General features: G+C 64.6%; 16 protein-coding genes. 8 read left to right on the forward strand and 8 right to left on the reverse strand.

All coding sequences use genetic code 11. From position 1 onward, the window contains the following. Positions 1 to 15: 15 nt before the first annotated feature. The gene (locus tag LB577_RS03560) at positions 16 to 477 is read right to left on the reverse strand and encodes a MerR family transcriptional regulator (RefSeq protein WP_224685580.1); all 462 of its coding nucleotides are present in this window, start codon (positions 475 to 477) and stop codon (positions 16 to 18) included. A gap of 481 nt (positions 478 to 958) precedes the next feature. On the opposite strand from LB577_RS03560, the gene LB577_RS03565 reads away from it, so the two are divergent. The 4 genes from LB577_RS03565 (at position 959) to LB577_RS03580 (ending at position 8,346) form a co-directional block, all read left to right on the forward strand. Next, positions 959 to 4,996 (forward strand): SEL1-like repeat protein, encoded by a 4,038-nt coding sequence (locus LB577_RS03565; protein ID WP_224685581.1) that lies wholly within the window; start codon positions 959 to 961, stop codon positions 4,994 to 4,996. Positions 4,997 to 5,188: 192 nt separating this feature from the next. Beyond that, positions 5,189 to 6,112 carry a sulfite exporter TauE/SafE family protein gene (locus LB577_RS03570; RefSeq protein WP_140570009.1) on the forward strand — a complete coding sequence of 308 codons (924 nt, stop codon included), beginning with the start codon at positions 5,189 to 5,191 and terminating at the stop codon, positions 6,110 to 6,112. Beyond that, complete coding sequence (locus tag LB577_RS03575) at positions 6,112 to 6,903, forward strand: TIGR02186 family protein (RefSeq protein ID WP_224685582.1); 792 nt, start codon at positions 6,112 to 6,114, stop codon at positions 6,901 to 6,903. The genes LB577_RS03570 and LB577_RS03575 overlap by 1 nt, the downstream gene beginning before the upstream one ends. A 186-nt stretch (positions 6,904 to 7,089) precedes the next feature. Then, a complete protein-coding gene (locus LB577_RS03580; RefSeq protein WP_224685583.1) occupies positions 7,090 to 8,346 on the forward strand; it encodes an Hsp70 family protein in 1,257 nt (418 codons plus the stop codon). Between the two features lie 143 nt (positions 8,347 to 8,489). Here the strand turns inward: LB577_RS03580 and LB577_RS03585 are convergent, their stop codons facing one another. After that, the gene (locus LB577_RS03585; protein ID WP_224685584.1) at positions 8,490 to 9,392 is read right to left on the reverse strand and encodes a LysR family transcriptional regulator; all 903 of its coding nucleotides are present in this window, start codon (positions 9,390 to 9,392) and stop codon (positions 8,490 to 8,492) included. A 269-nt stretch (positions 9,393 to 9,661) separates the two neighbouring features. Here LB577_RS03585 and LB577_RS03590 point away from each other — a divergent pair, with 269 nt between their 5' ends. The 3 genes from LB577_RS03590 to LB577_RS03600 are packed head-to-tail and all read left to right on the forward strand — an operon-like array spanning position 9,662 to position 14,262. Further along, entirely contained in the window at positions 9,662 to 12,592 is a 2,931-nt protein-coding gene (locus LB577_RS03590; RefSeq protein WP_224685585.1) for a molybdopterin oxidoreductase family protein, read from the forward strand. Continuing rightward, positions 12,589 to 13,323, forward strand: coding sequence for a 4Fe-4S dicluster domain-containing protein (locus tag LB577_RS03595; RefSeq protein ID WP_224685586.1), 735 nt, complete (start codon positions 12,589 to 12,591; stop codon positions 13,321 to 13,323). Before LB577_RS03590 ends, LB577_RS03595 begins: the two co-directional genes overlap by 4 nt. A 3-nt stretch (positions 13,324 to 13,326) precedes the next feature. Further along, a complete protein-coding gene (locus tag LB577_RS03600) occupies positions 13,327 to 14,262 on the forward strand; it encodes a dimethyl sulfoxide reductase anchor subunit family protein (protein WP_224685587.1) in 936 nt (311 codons plus the stop codon). Positions 14,263 to 14,264: 2 nt separating this feature from the next. Here LB577_RS03600 and pdeM read toward each other — a convergent pair whose 3' ends face one another. From pdeM to LB577_RS03625, 5 genes are all read right to left on the reverse strand, one after another. Next, the gene (gene pdeM / locus LB577_RS03605; RefSeq protein WP_224685588.1) at positions 14,265 to 14,981 is read right to left on the reverse strand and encodes a ligase-associated DNA damage response endonuclease PdeM; all 717 of its coding nucleotides are present in this window, start codon (positions 14,979 to 14,981) and stop codon (positions 14,265 to 14,267) included. Further along, the gene (locus LB577_RS03610; protein ID WP_224685589.1) at positions 14,978 to 17,512 is read right to left on the reverse strand and encodes a ligase-associated DNA damage response DEXH box helicase; all 2,535 of its coding nucleotides are present in this window, start codon (positions 17,510 to 17,512) and stop codon (positions 14,978 to 14,980) included. Before LB577_RS03610 ends, pdeM begins: the two co-directional genes overlap by 4 nt. A gap of 226 nt (positions 17,513 to 17,738) precedes the next feature. Continuing rightward, positions 17,739 to 18,599: an NlpC/P60 family protein gene (locus LB577_RS03615; RefSeq protein WP_224685590.1), complete on the reverse strand. Its 861-nt coding sequence runs from the start codon at positions 18,597 to 18,599 to the stop codon at positions 17,739 to 17,741. A 27-nt stretch (positions 18,600 to 18,626) separates the two neighbouring features. Further along, entirely contained in the window at positions 18,627 to 18,977 is a 351-nt protein-coding gene (locus tag LB577_RS03620) for a MarR family winged helix-turn-helix transcriptional regulator (RefSeq protein WP_140570030.1), read from the reverse strand. A gap of 74 nt (positions 18,978 to 19,051) precedes the next feature. Next, the gene (locus LB577_RS03625) at positions 19,052 to 20,416 is read right to left on the reverse strand and encodes a leucyl aminopeptidase family protein (RefSeq protein WP_224685591.1); all 1,365 of its coding nucleotides are present in this window, start codon (positions 20,414 to 20,416) and stop codon (positions 19,052 to 19,054) included. A 124-nt stretch (positions 20,417 to 20,540) separates the two neighbouring features. Here LB577_RS03625 and LB577_RS03630 point away from each other — a divergent pair, with 124 nt between their 5' ends. Continuing rightward, entirely contained in the window at positions 20,541 to 21,371 is an 831-nt protein-coding gene (locus LB577_RS03630) for a tetratricopeptide repeat protein (protein WP_224685592.1), read from the forward strand. Between the two features lie 168 nt (positions 21,372 to 21,539). Here the strand turns inward: LB577_RS03630 and LB577_RS03635 are convergent, their stop codons facing one another. Next, entirely contained in the window at positions 21,540 to 22,559 is a 1,020-nt protein-coding gene (locus tag LB577_RS03635; RefSeq protein WP_013897304.1) for a type II secretion system F family protein, read from the reverse strand. Positions 22,560 to 22,562 lie beyond the last annotated feature (3 nt).

A 22,562-nucleotide genomic window follows, 5' to 3' on the forward strand; every position in this document is an offset into this window, starting at 1 on the left:
CAGATGGGGGCTGGCTTAGCCCGCGACGCTCGCCTGCGGCGCCGAGCGCTCGGCCAGCATCTGGCGCACCGCCGTCATCGAGCCGCCCAGCTCGTTGATGGCGTCGTCGATCAGCGCCCGCTGCTTCTGCAGGCGGGCAAGCTGCTTTTCAGACTTGTCGAGCGCCAGCCGCAGCTGCTTGGTGTTGGACCCGGTCGGATCGTAGAGATCCATCATCTGCTTGACGTCGCGCAGCGAGAACCCGACCTTGCGGCCGAGCAGGATCAGCTTCAGCCGGGCCCTGTCGCGGCGCGTGTAGAGGCGGGTCGAGCCGTCACGCTGAGGATTGAGCAGGCCCTTGTCTTCGTAGAAACGCAGCGTGCGCAGCGTCACGCCGTACTTCTTGGCCATCTCGCCGATGCGGACGAGATCCTCGCCGGCTTCGACAGGTATATTGTTGGTGTTGGCCGCGGTCTCGCCGGCCGAAATAAGCTTCATGGTCACTGGCTTTCCCCGTCTGGTGGCGTCGCGGTCCTTGACCATGCGTCGCCTGACTGGAAGCGGGGGCGTGCTTCCGGCCGTGGTTTCGACAAACAAATCGCAAAACAGCACACTCAATGCGCCTTTTACGTTTACGTCAATTCTATACCGATAGCCGCCTCATGACGCAAGGGCGTTCTGTGGGCGTTCCGCGGACGGTGCTTTTTGACGCAGCGCAAGTGCGATGCCCAGCGCAGGCGCGGCCGTGAACTTCCTTCCAACTTCTTAAGCTTGGTTAACGCGTTGTTTACCACGTTGGGCGAAATGTGCGCATGTCGGCTACCCGTGTTTATCCTGTATCGAATTTTTCACGGTTTTTCGGAGCGCGGGTGAACCCCGGGAAGCTTGTCTTCCACCGCATGGAAGCGCGGTCGCCTCGTTCCGGCAGGGACTTGGGGAGCTGGTCGCAAACTGGCCAATCTGAAAGACGGACGCACCGATGAACAGCAAGCGGTCCTATCTCGATACACTCAACGCCGGCAGGCCGCGCAGGCCGCAGACCACGCTCGAGCAGCTCAACCGCTCGCTGGAGACGCTGGAACAGCGGCTGGGGCAGACGCGCGAAGACACGATGGCACGTCCCGCTCCCCGCCAGTATGGCGCCGAACCGCGCTATCCCGCAGCCGATCCCCGCTATCCCGCCACCCAGCCTGCCGGCCAGCAGCGCTGGTACGAGGATCCGCAGCCGGCACCCCGCGCCAAGGCCCCAGTGCCGCCCCCCGCCTTCGACCAGAGCTATCAGGCCATTGCCCGTGACATCGACCGCGTCCGCGGCCAGGAAGACAGCGTCGCCATGGTCGGCAAGATCGCCGGCGAGTTGCGCGGCATGCGCGAGGAACTGCGCCACCAGATGACATCAGGACTGCAGCGCGAATTCGAAGCACTGCGCAAGGATATCGATCGCGCCTTCCAGTCGAACGCCAAGCTGGGCGCATCGGGCCCAGGCGGATCGGGCAAGGGCAGCGCCGAACTCGGCGTCGAATTCGAACGGCTCTCCGGCGCCATCAAGTCGCTGTCGGAAAAGAGCGACGACAGAAGCGTCAACCTGCTGCGGCTGGAACTTGAGCAGGTCAAGGCCGCGCTCGACACGCTGGCGCGCGAGGAGAGCGTGCAGAAGGTCGATCGCCGCTGGGATGATTTCGATCGCCGCTGGACAGCCTTCGAAGACCGCGTCGACGCCGACCAGCGCAAGCGCTCAGACGAGCCCGCGCTTGCCGCGCTGACCGATCGGCTGGAGCAGATCAGCAATGCCGTCAACAACCTGCCGGAATCGCTGTCGCTGCGTTCGCTGGAGGAAAAAGTCCGCACGCTGGCCGGCGCCGTCGATCACTTCGCCAGCCAGCAGGACAATCGCGGCGGCGACACGCTGGCCATGATCGACGAGCGGCTGGACGAAATTTCCCGCGCCATCGTTGCCTCGACCGTCGCGGCGCAGGCCAATTCGCTCGACCATGAAGCCTTCGAGCGCATCGAGAAGCGGATCGATTCTCTGGCCCTGCAGATCGAGGAAGTGGCGCAGGACCGCCCCGGCAATGCAGTCATGGATCGCCTGAGCACGCTGTCGAGCCGGGTCGACGAACTCGCCGGCCGCGCCAACCTGCCCGAACAGGCGATGGAACGGCTGGCCAAGCAGATCGCGCTCATCGCCGACAAGATCGACCAGGCGCCGGCCATGCCCGATGCCGACTATATCTTCCAAGGCCTGGAGCAGCGTTTTGACGTGCTGTCGAGCATGATGGAACGCCGCCAGGGCGACGCCATCGAACAGGGCAACATGCTGTTTCGCGATCTCGAGCGCCGACTGGACGAGGTTGCCGACCGGCTGGACCAGCGCGTGCCGCAGATCGACAGTGCCAGTATCATGGAGGCCATCGACGCCCGCTTCACCGCGCTCGCCAAGCGCATCGAGACGCGCGCTCCCGATCCCGCCGGCGAAGCGGCGATCCGCAGCCTGGAAAGCCGCCTCGTGGACATTTCCAGCCGGCTCGACGCATCGGCCGCGCAGGTTGCCGGCATCGACCCGGCGCTGATCCGCAGCCTGGAGGCGCAGGTCACCGGCTTGTCCGCGCATCTTTCCAAGCCCGGCACGCCGTTGCCGGAATTCGAAGACATCAGCCCGCGCCTCAACGAAATCGAGAAGTCGCTGGCCGGGACCCGCGATTCCATCCTCGGCGCGGCTCGCGAAGCGGCCGAAAACGCAGTGCAGTCGCTCGCCGGATCGAGCGCCAATACCGCCGCCGTTTCGGGGCTCGCGCAGGACCTGAAGACACTCGAGACGCTGACACGCCGTTCCGACGAGCGCAATTCGCGGACCTTCGAGGCCATCCACGACACGCTGCTCAAGATCGTCGACAGGCTGGGCTCGCTGGAAACCAGCGATCCGTCCGAGGCGGTAAGCGAGCTTTTGGACGCACGGCCGGATGAAGCAGTCGGCAAACGCCGCGCACGCACGGCCAAGATGGCTGTCGAGGCGCCGTCGATGGATATCGACGCGCCGATGCCGCTGACGGGCGACATGGCCGATCTCGACGGCCGTGCCGCCGCCATAATGCGCAACGAGCCGGGAGGCACACGCTCGCCGGCGGAAGCCGCCGCTGCAGCCGCCATGGCCGCACTCGGTTCCGACACCATTGCCGAGAAGGACCAGCCGGCCGGCCGCAAATCGATGTTCGGCGGGCTGGCACGCGCCTTCAAGGGCAAGAAGGCGGCGGATATTCCGCCCCTGGCCGGCTCGGCGCCGAGCGCCGATATCCCGAGCGTCGATCTCGACGAGCCGCTCGACCCGAAAATGGCCAACCGGCCGCTGGAGCCCGGCTCGGGCGCACCCGACCTCAATGCCATCATGAAGCGCGTGCGCGACGAGCGGGGCCAGCCGGCAAAGCTCAGCGACAGCGATGCCTCCAAATCGGACTTCATCGCGGCGGCGCGGCGCGCGGCGCAGGCCGCCGCGGCCGAAGCCGATGCCTTGAAGCGCCAGTCGACGATGAAAGGGCCGGTAAAGGCGCTCAGGATCGGCGACCTGCTCAAGGCACGGCGCAAGCCGATCCTGATGGCGGCGGCCGCGATCATGCTGGCGCTTGCCGGCCTGCAGCTCGGCAAGGCATTCCTCTCCGATCCGGCCCAGGTGGCAAGCAACGACGCGGCACCAATGGCCTCGCAGCCGGTTCATACGGCATCCGTCGACGCAGCCAGCCCGCCGAAGGCGGAAGCCCAGCCGGCGGCAACGGACAACGCGCCGGCCCACGCCGTCAGGCAGGCCGAACCATCCGCACCGATCGCTAAAGACGACATGGTCAACCAGACCGCCATGGCGATGCCTTCCGACAACGATGCGATGGCGGATACGGCACCGGCCACCGGGCCGACATCGGGACCCGCGGCTTCGGCCGCTGCTTCCGGCTTCGGCGCCTCCGATGCAATGGCTCCGGCCGCGCCGACGGCGCCCAATTCGACGGCCCCGACGACGTCAACGCCGGCGGCCATCACCGGTGGCGCGCAGGCGACGGCCAGCGATGCCCAGCCGACCATGGCCGCGCCAACCGCGACCAACGACACCAAGGGCAACGACACCACTGGCGCGGTTGCGCCGACGGATACATCCGCCGCGACAGCCGCGGCCAAGTTCGACATTCCGGCCGAGGCCGGCCCGGTCGGGCTCCGCGATGCCGCCGCCGGCGGCGACGCCAAGGCGCTGTTCGAGATCGGTTCGCGCTACGCGGAGTCGCGCGGCGTCAAGGAAGACATGGCGACAGCGGCCAAATGGTATGAGAAATCGGCGGAACTCGGCTTCGCGCCGGCCGAATACCGTATCGGCAATTTCTACGAGAAGGGCATCGGCGTCGCGCGCGACATCAAGAAGTCGAAGACCTGGTACCAGATGGCCGCCGAGCAGGGCAACGCCAGCGCCATGCACAATCTGGCCGTGCTGTTCGCCATGGCCGCCGACGGCGTGACCGACAATGAATCGGCCGCCCACTGGTTCCAGGAGGCCGCCGACCTCGGCGTCAAGGACAGCCAGTTCAATCTCGGCATTCTCGCCGCCAAGGGCGTCGGCATGAAGCAGAACCTCGAGGAATCCTACAAATGGTTCGCGCTCGTCGCCAAGACCGGGGACAAGGACGCGGCCGCCAAGCGCGACGAGATTGCCAATGCGCTGCGGCCCGAACAGCTCGAGCGCGCCCGTGCCGCGACCGAATTGTGGAAGGCCAAGCCGCTCAACGTGGCAGCCAATTCGGTCGACATTCCCGATGCCTGGCAGGAAGGCACGCCGCAGACCACCGCCAGCATCGACATGAAAAAAGCGGTCCAGAACATCCAGCGCATTCTCAACAAGAATGGCTACGACGCCGGTGGTGCCGACGGCAAGATGGGCCAGAAGACGAAGACCGCGATCATGGCTTTCCAGACCGACAACAAGATGCCGGCCACCGGCGCGGTCGACGAGAAACTGGTCAAGGCACTGCTGGCGCGCAAATAACGGCAGATGCGTCGCTTCCACGACGCCCTTGCCACACATTTGCCTGTTAACTGATTGAGATGTTTTTTGTTTCGGCCCGGTGACGGGGTTTTTCCCCGCCGCCGCGTCGGCGCAAGAAAAAATTGGCTTTTCGATGCGAGACTGTCCGCAACGGCTGTATTCGCCGACAGGCAAACTGATCGAGACTGACGGGTGGGCATCTATCTCCCGATTGCGGAAATTTCCGTCAACGTCTTCGTGCTGCTGGCCATGGGCGCCGCGGTGGGCTTCCTGTCGGGCATGTTCGGCGTCGGCGGCGGCTTCCTCATCACCCCGCTCCTGATCTTCTACAACATTCCGCCAGCGATCGCGGTCGCCACGGGCGCCAACCAGGTCATCGCCTCCTCCTTCTCCGGTGCGCTGTCGCACATGAAGCGGGGTACGCTCGACTTCAAGCTCGGCGGGGTGCTTCTGGCCGGCGGCGTTGTCGGTTCGACCGGCGGCATCTTCGTGTTCGCTTTCCTGCGCAGGCTCGGCCAGCTCGACCTGTTCATCTCACTGCTTTACGTCGTGCTGCTCGGCACCGTGGGCGGACTGATGCTGGTCGAAAGCGTCAATGCGCTGCGCGCGACGCGCAGCGGTGCGGCACCGGTTATGAAGAAATCCGGCCAGCACAACTGGATCCACCGCTTGCCGCTGAAGATGCGCTTCAGGGCCTCGAAACTGTTCGTCAGCGTCATCCCGGTGCTAGGCCTTGGCGCCGGCATCGGTTTCCTGTCGTCCATCATGGGCGTCGGCGGCGGCTTTATCATGGTGCCGGCGCTGATCTATCTGCTCAAAGTGCCGACCAACGTGGTTATCGGCACGTCGCTGTTCCAGATCATCTTCACCTCCGCCTACACGACGCTGGTTCACGCCAGCACCAACCAGACCGTCGACGTGATGCTGGCTTTCCTGCTGATGGCGGGTGGCGTGGCCGGCGCACAATATGGCGCCAAGGCCGGCCAGAGGCTGCGCGGCGAGCAATTAAGGGCGCTCCTGGCGTTGCTGGTCCTGGCGGTGGCGATAAGGCTTGCCATCGGCCTGTTCGTCACGCCGCCCAACCTATATTCGCTGTCCGGCGCGGGTCTCAACTGATGGCGGGCCCTAACGCATTCGCAACTGCCATTCTCCTGTCCTTGCTGGTGGCCGCCTTGCCGGCGAAGGCACAGACGCCGCTGACGGAAGGCATCCAGATCGGGCTCTCCACAGACAATGTCTCGATCACCGCCGGCTTTTCCGGTGCCGACCTGACCATTTTCGGTTCGCTGGAGAACCCCGACCCGCTGGTTGCCCGCCAGGGCCGCTACGATGTCATCGTCGTGCTCGAAGGGCCGCCCAAGCCTGTGGTGGTGCGCCGAAAGGACCGGGTGCTCGGCGTCTGGATCAATCTGGAATCGGAAACCTTCGAGAACGTGCCGGTCTCCTATTCGGTGGCGACGACACGGCCGCTGCAAGACATTACCGAACCGAACAGTTACAAGCAGCTGTCGCTCGGCGCCTCCAACCTCTACATGCAGCCCGCCGATGCCGGCGACAGCCCGGCGACGATCCAGGAATTCACCGCCGCGCTGCGCGAACGCAAGGCGGCGGCCGGCCTCTACAGCGAGAATGTCGGCGGCGTGCAGTTCCTGTCGCAGAACCTGTTCCGCGCCACCGTCAGGCTGGCGCCGAATGTGCCAGTTGGAACCCATAAAGCCCGTGCATTCCTGTTCAAGAGCGGCCTGTTCATCAAGGAGAGCTCGGCCCAGCTCGAAATCCGCAAGTCCGGCTTCGAACAGTCGATCTTCCGCGTCGCGCACGATTATGCCTTCCTCTACGGCGTCTTCGCCATATCGTTGGCCATGCTGACGGGCTGGCTCGGCAGGCTGGTCTTCCGCAGGGACTGAGACGTCCAAAAGGGGTTCCCCTTTCCCGGGTCATGCTGTAGACCGCTCCTCCCCGCCCGACGGGCAAGCAATTCAATTCGGCAGAGTGATCAATTCGGCAGAGTGGTTCGGCCGCCCGAAACCGCAGCGCGCGCTCCCTTCCGCGAGCGCCGATCCGCTGCCTGCCAACAATGACAGGAGGCTGCCTTGCGACCAGCATTCGCCGGTATCGACTTCGGCACGTCGAACTCCACTGTTGGCGTGGTCCGCAATGGGCAGCCTCGCCTCGTCGGGCTTGAAGACGGCCAGGTCACGTTGCCGAGCGCGGTGTTCTTCAATTTCGAGGACGGCCGCATCTGCTTTGGCCGCCAGGCCATCGCCAACTACACCGACAGCGTCGAAGGCCGGCTGATGCGCTCGCTGAAGAGCGTGCTCGGCAGTTCGCTGGCGCACGAAAAGACGCGCATCAAGGCGCGCTCGATCGGCTTCATGGAAATCATCGGCCTATTCCTCGGACATCTCAGGAAGAAGCTCGAAGAAGACGCCGGCGACGTGGTCGAGACGGTGGTGCTCGGCCGGCCGGTGCAGTTCGTCGACGACGATCCGGTAGCCGATGCGAATGCGCAGGGCGACCTCGAAAAGGCCGCCCACGCCCAGGGCTTCAAGCACATTGCTTTCCAGTTCGAGCCGATCGCCGCGGCACTCGACTACGAGCAGAGGGTCACGCGCGAGGAGTTGGCGCTGATCATCGACATGGGCGGCGGCACGTCGGACTTCTCGGTCGTGCGCGTCTCGCCGGAGCGCTCCCGCTCGCTGGACCGCAAGGACGACATCCTGGCCAGCCGGGGCGTTCATATCGGCGGCACGGATTTCGACCGGCTGCTGAGCATTGCCCATGTGATGCCGCGGCTCGGCTATCTGACCCCGACCAAGGACGGCAAGCGCAATCTGCCGGCCAGCTATTTCATCGATCTCGCGACATGGCAGCGCATCAACCTGGTCTACACCGCCAAGGCGATGACGCATCTGCGCCAGATCCGCTACGAGGCCGTGCGCGCCGACCTGGTCGATCGTTTCATCCACATCGTCGAGCATCGTTATGGGCACGCGCTGGCGGCACTGGTCGAAAAGGCCAAGATCGAGTTGACGGACAGATCATCCGCCGAGGTGGCGGTGAAGCTGCCGGGGGCGGACTTCTCCGCCGAGATCACGCGCGGCGGGCTGGACGCCACGATCGCCCGGGACATCGAGCGGGTCACCGCAACGGTCGGGGAGACCATCCGCGACGCGCGGGTCAAACCATCCGACATCACCGCGGTGTTCCTGACCGGCGGATCGACCGCGATCCCGCTGGCAAGACGGGAGATCCTGTCGCTGGTGCCGCAGGCTTCCGTCATCGAGGGCGACATGTTCGGCTCGGTCGGGCTTGGCCTGGCTCTCGACGCGCAGCGCAAGTTCGGCTGACCGGTCCGTTGATATTCAGGTGATGCCGGCCTGCAAATGGCCGTTTCCTGCGCTTCCGGTACTCGCGTACCCGAACGTACGCTCCGTTCCGGTTCTCGGAACCAACCATTTTCGGCACGGCCTGACCTGAATCTCAACGAACCTTATGCTGGCGCAGATCCGGTTGTTTCGGCACCGAGATGCGCCTTGAGCGCCATCTGGGCCAGGCTTGCCTGGCGATCCCGGTGCGTGATCATGGCGAAGTCGCGTTTCGGCAGTTCGAGCGGCACCGACCGCAGGCTGCCTTCGGCAACGGCGCGTCCGACGACCAGGTCCGAAATGATGGTGGCGCCGGCACCCGCCTCGACCGCCTGGCGGACAGCCTCGTTGCTGGGCAGCACCAGGAATATTTGCAGGTCGGCAAGCGAAATCCCCTCGCGCCGCGCCAGATCCTCCAGCACCTCACGCGTGCCCGAGCCGCCCTCGCGGATGATCCAGCGCAGGCCCCTGATGTCGGGATGGCCAGGCGCGGTTTCAACGATCTCGGGGTGGGAGCTGGCAACGACCAGCATCAGCCTGTCGGTATCGACCTTGGCGCGGCGCAATATGTCGGATTCGGTGCGCCCCTCGACCAGGCCGAGATCGGCGGTTCCATCCAGCACGCTGGCCTCGACCTGCCTGGTGTTGCCGATGGTGACGCTCAGCCTGACGGCCGGATAGGCTTCGTGGAAGGAAGCCAGCCGGCGCGGCAGCCAGTAGCTGGCGATAGTCAGGCTGGCCGCGATGGAGAGGCTGCCGGCGATCGTCTGCGAGACATGTTCAAGCACATTGCGGGCGGCGGTGGCCCGCTCGAGCACGGCCTTGGCCTCCGGCAGGAACCGATGGCCGGTCTGGGCCAGTTCGATGTTGCGGCCGACGCGGTTGAACAGGTGCACGCCGTGCTGCTCTTCGAGCGCGCGGATGGCGGCCGATGCCGCCGACTGGGAGATGCCCAAAAGCTCCGCTGCCTTGGTCATGTGGCCGCGCTCGGCGACGGCGACGAAAATGCGCAACTGGTCCAGGGTCATGCGCGCATTAAGAACCAATATCGATCGAATTTACAAGAACAACTGATTAGACGGATCGATAGTTTTATTCTACTTTTTCAGTCGAAGTTAGAAAAAATTGGCCATCAGGTCGCAGCGAATAAAATGATCGGGCGGTTCAGATCCCTGTTTGCCCATTGGGCCCGTGGCATAAGGCGACGGCTGACCGGCGATCGCTACCACCCGGAAGAGCATTACATGCGCGGCCCCGGACCGAAGACGCGGGCCAAATCCGCGAACCGCACTGGATCATGATGCTCGGACCACCGCGCGGCGCGAATTCGGCACCATCGCAGCTCCCGCTGGCGGACACGCGCGCGCCTGATGAAGGCGACGGCGTCGACACCTCGCCCGATGTTTCCGACAGCATCGCCAAGACCACCTGCTACATGTGCGCCTGCCGCTGCGGCATCGACGTGCACATCAAGGACGGCAAGGTCCGCTACATCAACGGCAACAAGGACCATCCGGTCAATCGCGGCGTGATCTGCGGCAAGGGCAGCTCCGGCATCATGCAGCACTACAGCCCGGCCCGGCTGAAGAAGCCCTTGTTGCGCACAGGCCCGCGCGGTTCGGGCGAGTTCCGCGAGATCGAGTGGGAGGAAGCGTTCGCGATCGCCACGGAACGGCTCTCCGCCATCCGCCGGACCGATCCGAAAAAACTCGCCTTCTTCACCGGCCGCGACCAGTCGCAATCCCTGACCGGCTGGTGGGCGAGCCAGTTCGGCACGCCGAATTTCGCCGCTCATGGCGGCTTCTGCTCGGTCAACATGGCGGCCGGCGGGCTCTACTCGATCGGAGGCTCGTTCTGGGAGTTCGGCGAGCCCGACTGGGACAACACCAGATATTTCATGCTGTTCGGCGTTGCCGAGGATCATGATTCCAACCCGATCAAGATAGGCCTCGGCAAGCTCAAGGCGCGCGGCGCCAAGGTGGTGTCGATCAATCCGTGCCGGACCGGCTACAATGCCATTGCCGACGACTGGATCGGCATCCGGCCGGGCACCGACGGCCTGTTCGTCTTCGCGCTCATCCACGAATTGCTGAAGGCCGGCCGCGTCGATCTCGATTATTTGCTGCGCTACACCAACGCCCATATCCTCGTCGTCCAGGAGCCGGGCGCTGCCGACGACGGTCTGTTCGTCCGCGACGCCGACGGCAATCCGCTGGCCTGGGACAGGGTGGCGAAGACCTCCGTCAAGGCAACCGATCCGGAGGCAAGGCCGGCGCTGACCGGCAGCTTTACGATCGAAGGGCGTCACTGCGTTCCGGTGTTCCAGCTCATTGCCGACCGCTACCTCGACGAGAGCCATGCGCCGGATGCGGTCGCGGAGCGTTGCGGCATTCCGGCCGATACGATCCGCCGGATCGCGGCCGAACTCGCCCATGTCGCCTTCGAACAGACGATCGAACTGCCGGTCGCGTGGACCGACTGGGCGGGGCGCCGGCACGAGACGATCAAGGGTCGGCCGATCTCGATGCATGCGATGCGCGGCATCTCCGCCCATTCCAACGGCTTTCACACTTGCCGCGCCATCCACCTGCTCCAGGTTCTCTTGGGCACGGTGGATGTTCCCGGCGGCTTCCGTTTCAAGCCGCCCTACCCCAGGTCGGCACCGCCGGGCCCAAAGCCCGCCGGAAAGGCGACCAAGGCAATGACGCCGCTCGACGGCATGCCGCTTGGCTTCGTCTGTGGCCCGGACGATCTGCTGGTCGAGGAGGCTGGTACACCGCTTCGCATCGACAAGGCCTATTCGTGGGAGGCGCCACTGGCCGCGCACGGCCTGATGCACACCGTCATCCGCAATGCCTGGGCCGGCGATCCCTACCCGATCGACACGCTGATGATGTACATGTCGAACATGGCCTGGAATTCCTCGATGAATACCGTCGAGACCATGGCCATGCTGACCGACAGCGATGATGCGGGTAACTACAAGATTCCCTTCATCATCTATTCCGACGCCTATTATTCCGAGACGGTGCCGTTCGCGGACCTCGTGCTGCCTGACACCACCTATCTCGAGCGGCATGACTGCATCAGCCTGCTCGACCGGCCGATCAGCCATGCCGACGGGCCGGGCGATGCCATCCGCCATCCGGTCGTCGAGCCGGACCGCGACGTCAGGGCGTTCCAGTCGGTGCTGATCGAACTCGGTGCGCGGCTCGGCCTGCCCGGTTTCGTCAAGGACGACGGCTCGGCCAGATATGCCGACTATGCCGACTACATCGTCAACCACGAGCGCACGCCGGGCATCGGCCCGCTTGCCGGCTGGCGCGGCAAGGACGGGACGTCGATCGGCAAGGGCGAGGCCAATCCGGACCAGTTGCAGCGTTACATCGACAATGGCGGCTTCTGGCACCACGACCTCGCTGACGACCAGCGCTACTACAAGATGGCCAACCGCTCCTATCTCGACTTCGCCGTGCAGATGGGCTTCATCCCCACGGCGGAGCCGATCGTCTTCCAGCTTTATTCCGAGCCGTTGCAGCGCTTCCGCCTCGCCGCGCGAGGCCACGGCCGCGTGTTGCCGCCAGAGGGCGATCGCCAGCGCATCGAGACCTACATGGACCCGCTGCCGTTCTGGCACGTGCCGTTCGAGGAAGCGGCCGTCGATCTCGAAAAATACCGGCTGCACGCGCTGACGCAGCGGCCGATGCACATGTACCATTCCTGGGGTTCGCAAAATGCGTGGCTCAGGCAAATCACCAGCCAGAACCGGCTGTTCGTGCATCACCGGACCGCCGCCGGCCTCGGTCTGGCCGATGACGACTGGGTGTGGATCGAAAGTGTCAATGGCAAGGTGAAGGGGCAGATCAAGCTGGTCGAGGGCGTCAACGAAAGCACGGTCTGGACCTGGAATGCGATCGGCAAGCGGCGCGGCAGCTGGGGACTGAAGGACGACGCGGCCGAGAGCAATCGCGGCTTCCTGCTCAACCATGTCATCGGCGACCAGACCGCGGCGGACGCGCAGGGCAAACGCTATTCGAACTCCGATCCGGTCACTGGCCAGGCGGCATGGTTCGATCTGCGCGTGCGCATCGTCAAATGCGCTGATGAGGAAGCCGGCTTCACCGAACCGCAATTCGAGCGGTTTCAACAACCCCCGCATTTCGAGCCCGCGCCCGATAAATTGACCTTCGGCGCCGAATTCCGCACGAAAAGAGAAACCACCGGATGACCTGCCTTCCCTCCCACACCGACAAAAGGCTCGGCCTGGTCATCGACCTCGATACCTGCGTCGGTTGCCAGGCCTGCGTCACCGCTTGCAAGGAGTGGAATACCGGCGGCCACATGGCCCCGCTGACCGACATCGATCCCTATGGCGGCCATGCCGACGGCGTCTGGTTCAACCGCGTCCATAGTTACGAGCACACCACCGAGATGGGCGGGCGCACGGTCAACTTCCCACGCTCCTGCCTGCATTGCGAGACGCCGGCCTGCGTCACCGTCTGCCCGACCGGCGCCTCCTACAAGCGGGCCTCGGACGGCATCGTGCTGGTCGACGAAGACAAGTGCATCGGCTGCAAATTGTGCAGCTGGGCCTGCCCCTACGGCGCGCGCGAATTCGATACCGATGTCGGCGTGATGAAGAAATGCACGCTGTGCGTCGACCGCATCTACAATGACAATCTGGCCGAAGAAGACCGGGTGCCGGCCTGCGTCGCCGCTTGCCCGACCAGCGCCCGGCACTTCGGCGACCTCGGCGACCCCCATTCTGCCGTCTCGCAACTGGTGGCGGAGCGCGGCGGCGTCGACCTGATGCCGGAACTCGGCTATCACCCGACCAACAAATACCTGCCGCCGCGCGCCCACACGCAATGCGCCGCATCGGTGCCCGCCAAGCCGCTTGAGCCGGTGCGGGCCGAGGGCGGCTTCCTCGGCTGGGTCGACCGCATGCTTTCGAACTAGAACATGCATCCAGCCTTTTCCGTCGTCTTCTTCACCACCGCCACAGGAGCAGGCTACGGCCTGCTGGCGCTGCTTGGCGTGCTCGGAGGCTTGCAGATCATCCCGCCCGATTTCTGGCTCGGCCTCATCGGCCTGGGTCTGGCGCTCGGCTTGGTCGCGGCTGGACTGTTGTCCTCGACCGGCCATCTCGGCAGGCCCGAACGCGCCTGGCGGGCGTTCTCGCAATGGCGCAGTTCATGGCTGTCGCGCGAAGGCGTTGCCTCCGTCATCACCTTCATCCCGGCGGGGCTGTTCGGCATCGGCTGGGTGTTCTTGGGCCGCACGGACGGCTGGGTCGCCATTGCCGGAATTCTGACGGCCTGTTGCGCGGTAGTCACCGTCTGCACCACAGGCATGATCTACGCGTCGCTGAAGCCGATCGCCCAGTGGCACAGCCGCTTCACCCTGCCCGGCTATCTCATCTTCTCGGCGATGACCGGCAGCGTGCTGTTGAATGCGCTGCTGCAGAGTTTTGATATCGGTTCAAAGACGCTTCTGGCGGCTTGTGTGCTGCTGACCGTGATCGGCTGGGGCTGGAAGCTGGCGACATGGCGCTACAACGACCGACTGGAGATCCCGACCACCGCCAACACCGCGACCGGCCTTGCCGGCGGCACGGTGCGATCGCTGGAGTGGCCGCATACCGAAGAAAATTACCTGCTCAAGGAAATGGGTTTTCGCATCGCGCGCAAGCATGGCGCACGCTTGCGCCAGATCACGCAAGCTCTGGCCTTTGCCTTGCCAGTCCTGCTTCTCGCCGTCACCTTTGGCCTGCCCTGGCCCTTTGCAGCGGTGCCGTCGGTGCTCGCCGCGATCGTCCAGTTCGCCGGCACGCTGGTCGAGCGCTGGCTGTTCTTCGCCGAGGCGAAGCACACGGTCACGCTCTACTATGGACGTTGAGGTCAGCCGGGCCGCAGCATCGAGCCGGAGATGGCGAAGATGCGGTCGACGCCAAGCATGTAGGCCATCAGCGATTCCAGGCGGAACAGCCCGGCATAGGCGCGGTCGAGCACATTGAGCGAACCGGTATAGGCGCCAAAGGCCGGCATGATCATGCGGCCACCGTCGCCGGCAAAGCAGCGCCTGCGCACCGAGCGGCCCTGCTGTACGATGCGCGCGCACGGATGCAGGTGACCCGATATCTCGCCCTCGACGCGCAGCTTGGATGGCTCATGCCGAAAAAGCAGCGAGCCGATCGCCAGTTCGCGCACGGTCTCGCCGGGCAGGTCGGCCGGCGCTTCCGGATCATGATTGCCAGCAACCCAGAACCAGTCGCGGCCTGCCATCAGCGCTTCCAGCCGCTCGCGAAAACTCGAATGCATGCGCTCGGCGCCGCCGCCATCATGGAAGCTATCGCCCAGGCTGATGACGATCGAGGGCTGATAATCCGATATCACCGCCTGCAGCCGCAGCAACGTCGCGCCGGTATCGTAGGGCGGGATGAGCGCGCCGCGCCGCGCCAGCGATGAACCTTTTTCGAGATGCAGGTCCGATACCGCCAGAAGCCGCAGCTCCGGAAAATAGAGCACGCCGCGAGGATCGCAGACCGCGCTCTCGCCGGCGATGCCGACAAGGTCGGCCTCGGCGATCAGCGATGTCCTCGCCAGCGAAAAGTTCATTCCTCGACCATCTCCGGCCCCATGGCCTCTGCGACCAGCGTCGCGGCATCCATCAACAGCGTTTCATCGGCTTCGCCGTTCACCGGCATCTTGCCGATCTCAAGCATGATCGGCACAGCAAGCGGCGAAATCTGTTCCAGATCCTTATGCACGATTCGACCTTGGATGCGCGAGAGCATGTCGGCAAGTCTGCTGACATCGAGCAGGCCGGCCGCGGCATCGGCACGTGTCGCCTGCAGCAGAACATGGTCGGGCTCGTGGCTGCGCAGCACATCGTAGATCAGATCGGTGGATACCGTGACCTGGCGGCCGCTTTTCTCCTGGCCCGGGTGGCGTTTCTCGATCAGTCCGGAAATCAGCGCGCAGTTGCGGAAGGTGCGCTTGAGAAGCCAGCTGTCGGCCAGCCAGGCTTCGAGGTCGTCGCCAAGCATATCCTGGTCGAAGAGCGCACCGAGCGAGGGCTTCCGGGCCTTGAACATCGCGCCCATATCAGCCAGCGACCATATGGCCAGCGCGTAGTCGGTGGCGACGAAGCCGAGTGGTCTGGCGCCCGCCCGGTCAAGACGCCGGGTAAGCAGCATGCCGAGCGTTTGGTGCGCCAGCCGGCCTTCAAAGGGATAGGCGACCAGATAATGGCGATTGCCACGCGGAAAGGTCTCGATCAGCAGATCATCGCGTTTTGGCAGCACCGATTTGTCGGCCTGGAAGCTCAGCCAGTCGGCCACCTGCTCGGGCAGTTTCTTCCAGCGCCCCGGGTCGTCCAGCATGATGCGGACCTGCTCGGCAAGGTAGGTCGAAAGCGGGAACTTGCCGCCGCCATAGTAGGGTACCTTGGCATCGCTGCCGGGCGCATTCGAGACGAAGCATTCGTTCTCGCGGATCCCTTCGAAGCGCAGCACCTTGCCGGCAAACATGAAGGTGTCGCCATGCGTCAAGGTTTCGAGAAAAGCCTCCTCGATCTTACCGAGAACCCGGCCACCGCGTGAGGCCGAGCCCTTGCTGCCAGCCTGCACGTAGCGCACGTTGAGCGCCGGCACTTCTATGATGGTGCCGACATTCAGCCTGTATTGCTGTGCGACGCGCGGATTGGAGACGCGCCATAGCCCATCCTTGTTGAGGCGGATGCGGGCGTAGCGCTCATAATTTTTCAGCGCGTAGCCGCCGGTGGCGACGAAATCGATGATGCGGTCGAAGGTGGGCCGGTCGAGGCTGGCATAGGGCGCCGCCGTTCGCACTTCCTCAAACAGATCATCGGCACGGAACGGCGCGCCACAGGCGCAGCCGAGCACGTGCTGCGCCAGCACATCGAGCCCGCCATCGACCAGCGGCGGTGTATCCTGGGCGCCGAGATAGTTGGCGTCGAGCGCTGCCCGGCATTCCAGCACCTCGAAACGATTGGCCGGAATGAGGATCGCCTTCGACGGCTCGTCCATGCGATGGTTGGCGCGGCCAATGCGTTGCGCCAGTCGGCTCGCCCCCTTCGGCGCACCGACATGCACGACCAGATCGACATCGCCCCAGTCGATGCCGAGATCGAGCGTCGAGGTGGCGACGATGGCGCGCAGTGCGTTCTCGCCCATCGCCTTCTCGACGCGCCGGCGCTGGGCGACATCGAGCGAGCCGTGATGCAGGGCGATCGGCAAGGTGTCCTCGTTGACCCGCCATAATTCCTGGAACAGCAGCTCCGCCTGGCTGCGGGTGTTGACGAACAGCAACGTCGTCTTGTGGCGCTTGATCTCGCGATAGATCTCCGGCGTGGCGTAGCGCGCCGAATGTCCTGCCCAAGGCACGCGCTCTTCGGAATCGAGGATGGAAATCTCAGGCTTCGCGCCACCGGTGACAACGATCAATTCGGACATATCGCCGGGTGGGTTCTGGCTGACCAGCCAGCGTCGCAATTCGTCCGGCTCGGCGACCGTCGCCGAGAGACCGATTGTCTGCAGGCCGGGCACGTAGCCGCGTAGCCGCGCCAGCCCGAGCGCCAGCAGATGACCGCGTTTCGACGTGACGAGCGAGTGCAATTCGTCGAGCACGACATAGCGCAGATCCTCGAAGAAGCGCCGGGCGTCGGAGGCGGCGATGAGCAATGCCAACTGCTCGGGTGTGGTGAGCAGAATGTCGGGCGGCACCAGCTTCTGCCGCTGGCGCTTGTGGGAGGGCGTGTCGCCGGTGCGCGTCTCGATGGTGACGGGCAGGCCGATCTCTTCCACCGGCTTGCCAAGATTGCGCTCGATGTCGACCGCCAGCGCCTTCAGCGGCGAGATGTAAAGCGTGTGAATGCCGCGATGCGCCTGGCCCGGTTTTCGCCTTGGCCTGACGGCGAGTTCGGTCAGCGACGGCATGAACCCGGCCAGCGTCTTGCCGGCGCCCGTCGGCGCGATCAGCAGCACCGATTGCCCGGCCTGGGCCTTCGCCAAAAGTTCGATCTGATGAGCGCGCGGCGACCAGCCTTTCCCGCCGAACCATCTGATGAATGGTTCGGGCAGGACGACGGCTGCATTCTGATTGGCAAGGCGCGGTTGCTCGGTCACGCTCCCAGAGGTAGCGCGACGGCGGCCCAACGCCAAGGAAAATCGGAACAAAAGGGGATCGAGCTGTTCTTCCTTCTCCCCCTGCGGGAGAAGGTGGATCGGCGCGCAGCGCCGAGACGGTTGAGGGGTGTTCCAGCGGAGTGAGACGTTGGCGTTCCCTGGAACACCCCTCATCCGTCGCCTTCGGCGACACCTTCTCCCACAAGGGGAGAAGGGAAGATCAGTGCTACGGCCTTCTGAACCCTGTCGGCCCACCGTAGAGATAGCCGATGCGGGCGATGGCGTCCTTCAGCCCTTCGCGCGAGACCAGCATGGTGTGGCCATTGGCGTGGATCATGGTCTCGGCATCGGTCATGACGGCGACATGGCCTTTCCAGAAGACGAGGTCGCCGCGCCGCAATTTTGAGAAATCAGCGCCCGGATCGAGCGGCTCGCCGATGCTTGCCGCCTGCATGTCGGAATCGCGCAGCACGTTTTTGCCGGCCATGCGCATCGCCAGTTGCACGAGGCCCGAGCAATCGATGCCGAAGCCGGAAACACCGCCCCAGAGATAGGGCGTGCCGAGAAACATCTCGGCCACCGAAACATAGTCGCTCGCCCTCTCACCGATCGGCCGAAGGTGACCTGATATGACGGCCTCGCCGGAAGGCAGGACAGCATAGTGCGTGCCCCGCGTTTCGGCGGCACCTGCCACGGTTACCGTCGATCCCATCGACAGCTGTCCGGCGATCGGGAAACGCAGGTCCGGACCAGGGTAGAGGAAGGTGCGCGGTACCGAGACGATATGGGTGGGCGCGCGGTCGCGTCCGCCCAGCATCATGTCGGCGACATAGCCGACATAGCCGTCGCGCTCGGCCTGGACCCAGGCCCAGCCTTCCCTGTCCTCGAAGACGAGGACATCATCACCGAACAGGAGCTGCGTGTTGATGCCGGCATCCGGACGCGGCGCCTTGCGCAGATCGGCAACGGAGGCGGTGATCCGGGCCGGCCGGCCGGCGACAAAGCGGTCGGCGGTAACCTCTCCTTTCAATCTTGCATCGGCAAGGTCGGAACGAAAGGCGTGAAGGCGGGCATCCCTGGCAGTCAAATCAGCAACTCGGTCAAGGTTGGTTGGTTAGATCGGCAGTTCGTGGGCTCTGGCGATGATACCATCGCCGAAGCGCTCGACAAAGAGCGCGCCCTCGACCGTACGCTTGATCAGCACATTGCGTTTGTCGAGCTCGTCGCGATGGCGCGACACCAGCTTCAGCGCGCCCATCGTATCGAGCGCGCGGGTGATGACCGGTTTGGTGACGTTGAGGCGGGCGGCGAGCCCGCGCACCGTGTGCGGCGGCGGATCGAGATAGATGGTGAACAGGATCGCCGTCTGGCGCATGGTCAGGTCGGGCGCATCGTCGCGCACCTGCGACAGCATCACTTGCTGCCACAGTCGCAAGGCCTGGCTCGGGCGCAGTGCAATCGACATCCGTCCAGCATGACGGCAAATTGTTTCGGTTCCGTTTCAGTCTCAACCTTGTTGTTGAACCATGATCCTATCCGTTAGCCGAAGCGTTTAGAGATGATCCGCTCCAACGCCCGAATACCCTGCGCCTCGCCGCCGGCGGGGCCGTGCGGACGGTCGGCGGGGCTCCAGGCGAAGATGTCGAAATGCGCCCAGCTCGCCGTCCTTTCGACAAAGCGCTTGAGGAACAGCGCCGCCGTGATCGAACCGGCGAAAGCGTCCGATGTGACATTGTTGATGTCGGCGATCTTCGACGACAGTTTCGCCTCATAGGGCTGCCACAGCGGCATGCGCCAAAGCGGATCCTCGACCGCGGCGGAAGCCGCCGCCAGGTCGGAAGCCAGCGCCTCGTCGCCGGTGTAGAACGGCGGCAGATCAGGGCCGAGCGCGACACGGGCAGCTCCGGTCAGCGTTGCCATGTCGATCAGCAGCTGAGGCTCCTCGTCATCGGCCAGCGCCAGTGCGTCCCCCAGCACGAGCCTCCCTTCAGCGTCCGTGTTGCCGATCTCGACCGAGATGCCCTTGCGGCTCGCCAGCACATCGCCCGGCCGGAAGGCGTTGCCGGCGATGGAATTCTCGACCGCCGGGATCAGCACGCGCAGCCGCACGTTCAGCCGGGCGGCCATGATCATCGAGGCCAGACCAAGCACATTGGCCGCACCGCCCATGTCCTTCTTCATCAGCAGCATGCCGGATGACGGCTTGATGTCGAGACCGCCGGTGTCGAAACAGACGCCCTTGCCGACCAGCGTCACCTTCGGCGCGTCTTGCCGTCCCCATGTCATGTCGATCAGGCGCGGCGCGCCGACGGATGCGCGGCCGACGGCGTGGATCATCGGGAAATTCCGCACAAGCAGGTCGTCGCCCTTGATGACCGAGACTTCGGCCTTGTGGACCTCGGCCAGGGTGCGCACCGCCGCCTCCAGATCGTCTGGCCCCATGTCGCTGGTCGGCGTGTTGACCAGGTCGCGTGTCAGGAAGACACCATCGGCGATGCGGCGAACGCGCGCTGCATCGGCACCGGCCGGCAGGTCGAAGCGCAGCGTCTTGCCCGGCTTCTTGCCATAACGGGTAAAGACATAGCCGCCAAGCACCAACGCGATTGCCGCAAGCTGCGGATCGGCCGGCATCGAGGCGAAATGCCAGTCGCCTTCGGGCAGGGCTTTCGCCAGCGCGCCGAGCGCGAGCGCGCCATCGCCGTCGCCAAGACCGAACAAGGCACCGGCGAGCGCGCCATTTTCGCCAGGCACGGCCAGCGTCCTGCCTGCCTCCCCGGAAAAGCCGTTGACCCTGGCCCAGGCGACCATGGACGGCGCAAGGCCCGCGGCCTCCAGGCCATCCCTGGCGACCAGATGGACCGGCAGCGCGCCCTGCAATTTCTTCTCGACGAGTTCGACAGGCATTCGATGTTCTCCTGCCGACCCTGGCGAGTCGGCGTTTCTTAACCGTCCGTTAGGGTTAACAGAATATTTCTGCGGGAGGAAAGATGGCCACGCAATGGCCGCGCATGAATGGAGGCCTAGGCCGATGCCGACCAACCGCACCATCGACGTCAGGGGAAAACGGCTGATCACCACGGCCCTCATGCTGGCGCTCGCCGCGGGTGTCGCCGGCTGTGGAACCAGCAATCTCACCACCGGCTCGATCGGCCGCACCACCAGCGGCAAACCGCTGGAGACCATGTCGGCGGGCGAACTCCACAATGCCACCGCTTCCCTTGGCCAGTCCTACTCCAGGAACCCCAACGACAAGCGAATCGCCACCAATTTCGCGGCCGCGCTGCAGATGGACGGCGATGCCGACCAGTCGCTTGCCGTGATGCGCAAGCTGGCGATCGCCTACCCCAAGGATCGCGACGTGCTCGCCTCGTATGGCAAGGCGCTGGCCGCCAATGGCCAGTTCGAAGCGGCGCTCGACGCCATGCAGCGCGCGCAGACGCCGGAATATCCCGACTGGAGGCTGGTGTCGGCGGAAGCGGCCATCCTCGATCAACTCGGCCAGAAGGACCAGGCGCGCCAGGACTATCGTAAGGCGCTCGAACTCAAGCCGAACGAGCCTTCGGTTCTCTCCAATCTCGGCATGTCCTATGTGCTGGCAGGCGATCTGCGCACCGCCGAAACCTACATGCGTTCGGCCGCACAGCAACCCACCGCCGACAGCCGCGTGCGCCAGAACCTCGCGCTCGTCGTCGGCCTGCAAGGCCGCTTCGACGAAGCCGAGAAGATCGCCTCGCAGGAGCTCTCGCCCGAGCAGGCGCAGGCCAATGTCGCCTATCTCAGGCACATGCTGGCGCAGCAGAATGCCTGGAGCCAGCTCAAGGACCAGGACAAGGACAAGTCGAAGTCGGCGACCAACTGAAGCGCGCCGCGCCGGAAGCTGATTTCAGCCGGCGCGCTCAAGTCACTATTTCATGCATGCGCAGTTTTGGGCGACATGCATGAGACGAAATCCGTTGCGACCATGAATGAAAAGCCGCGCCTGGTTCAGCGCGGCTTTTTCTAGATGTCATGCAGGGATGTGCCGCCGTTACTGGGCAGTCGATGACGCATGATCGCTGCCGAAGATGCCGCGCTGGCTAACCTGAATGCCGGCGGGACCCAGAATGATGGCGAAAAGCACCGGCAGGAAGAACAGGATCATCGGCACGGTGAGCTTTGGCGGCAGGGCTGCCGCCTTTTTCTCGGCGGCGTTCATGCGCTGGTCGCGGCTCTCGGCTGCAAGCACGCGCAACGCATGCGCCACCGGCGTGCCGTAACGCTCGGCCTGGACGAGTGCCTGCGACACCGACCTGACCGATTCCAGGCCGGTGCGGCTGGCCAGATTCTCGTAAGCCTGCTTGCGTTCCTGCAGATAGGAAAGCTCGGCGTTGGTCAGGATGAACTCTTCAGCCAGTGCCACCGATTGCGCGCCGATCTCGTCGGCGACCTTGCGGAGCGCGGCTTCGACCGACATGCCCGATTCCACGCAGATCAGCATCAGGTCGAGCGCATCCGGCCACGCCATCTGGATCGATTGCTTGCGCTTGGTGGCGCGGTTGTTGACATAGACAACCGGCGCATAGAAGCCGGCATAGGCAACGAGGATGCAAACGAACAGCCGGATGACCAATGGCTTGTCGGGCAATCCTCCGAGCACGAATATGTAGACCAGGGCCAACGCCAAGCCGACGAAGGGCAGCACGAGACGGAAGAACAGAAACCGCGTCAGCGGATTCTGGCCGCGAAAGCCGGCAACCTTGAGCTTCTGCAAGGTGCTTTCGTCGGCAAGGGCGCGGCGCAGATCGAGCCGGTCGACAATGTTGCGCATGCCGACCGACTGTTCTTCGCGCAAGCCCTTGCGCCGGCGATCGGCCTCGGTTGCCAGCCGCGCGCGCTGCTTGGCGCGAAGCTCATCGCGCTCCAGCGCGACCGATTTCATGCGCGACTTGAGCTGGTTTCCGCTGAACGCCGGCAGCAGTGTAAAGACGGTCGCGAACACCGCGATGGCGACGAGCAGCGCGATCAGGAGGCTCGGATCGGTCAGTGATTTGATGACTTGATCGGTCATGTC

The sequence above is a fragment of the Mesorhizobium sp. B283B1A genome (genome assembly GCF_020165735.1).
Taxonomy (GTDB): domain Bacteria; phylum Pseudomonadota; class Alphaproteobacteria; order Rhizobiales; family Rhizobiaceae; genus Mesorhizobium; species Mesorhizobium opportunistum.

Coding starts and splice junctions, on each gene's coding strand:
- LB577_RS03560 (WP_224685580.1), bottom strand. CDS start 477: ATGAAGCTTATTTCGGCCGGCGAGACCGCGGCCAACACCAACAATATA.
- LB577_RS03565 (WP_224685581.1), top strand. CDS start 959: ATGAACAGCAAGCGGTCCTATCTCGATACACTCAACGCCGGCAGGCCG.
- LB577_RS03575 (WP_224685582.1), top strand. CDS start 6,112: ATGGCGGGCCCTAACGCATTCGCAACTGCCATTCTCCTGTCCTTGCTG.
- LB577_RS03585 (WP_224685584.1), bottom strand. CDS start 9,392: ATGACCCTGGACCAGTTGCGCATTTTCGTCGCCGTCGCCGAGCGCGGC.
- LB577_RS03590 (WP_224685585.1), top strand. CDS start 9,662: ATGATGCTCGGACCACCGCGCGGCGCGAATTCGGCACCATCGCAGCTC.
- LB577_RS03595 (WP_224685586.1), top strand. CDS start 12,589: ATGACCTGCCTTCCCTCCCACACCGACAAAAGGCTCGGCCTGGTCATC.
- LB577_RS03600 (WP_224685587.1), top strand. CDS start 13,327: ATGCATCCAGCCTTTTCCGTCGTCTTCTTCACCACCGCCACAGGAGCA.
- pdeM (WP_224685588.1), bottom strand. CDS start 14,981: ATGAACTTTTCGCTGGCGAGGACATCGCTGATCGCCGAGGCCGACCTT.
- LB577_RS03620 (WP_140570030.1), bottom strand. CDS start 18,977: ATGTCGATTGCACTGCGCCCGAGCCAGGCCTTGCGACTGTGGCAGCAA.
- LB577_RS03625 (WP_224685591.1), bottom strand. CDS start 20,416: ATGCCTGTCGAACTCGTCGAGAAGAAATTGCAGGGCGCGCTGCCGGTC.
- LB577_RS03630 (WP_224685592.1), top strand. CDS start 20,541: ATGCCGACCAACCGCACCATCGACGTCAGGGGAAAACGGCTGATCACC.
- LB577_RS03635 (WP_013897304.1), bottom strand. CDS start 22,559: ATGACCGATCAAGTCATCAAATCACTGACCGATCCGAGCCTCCTGATC.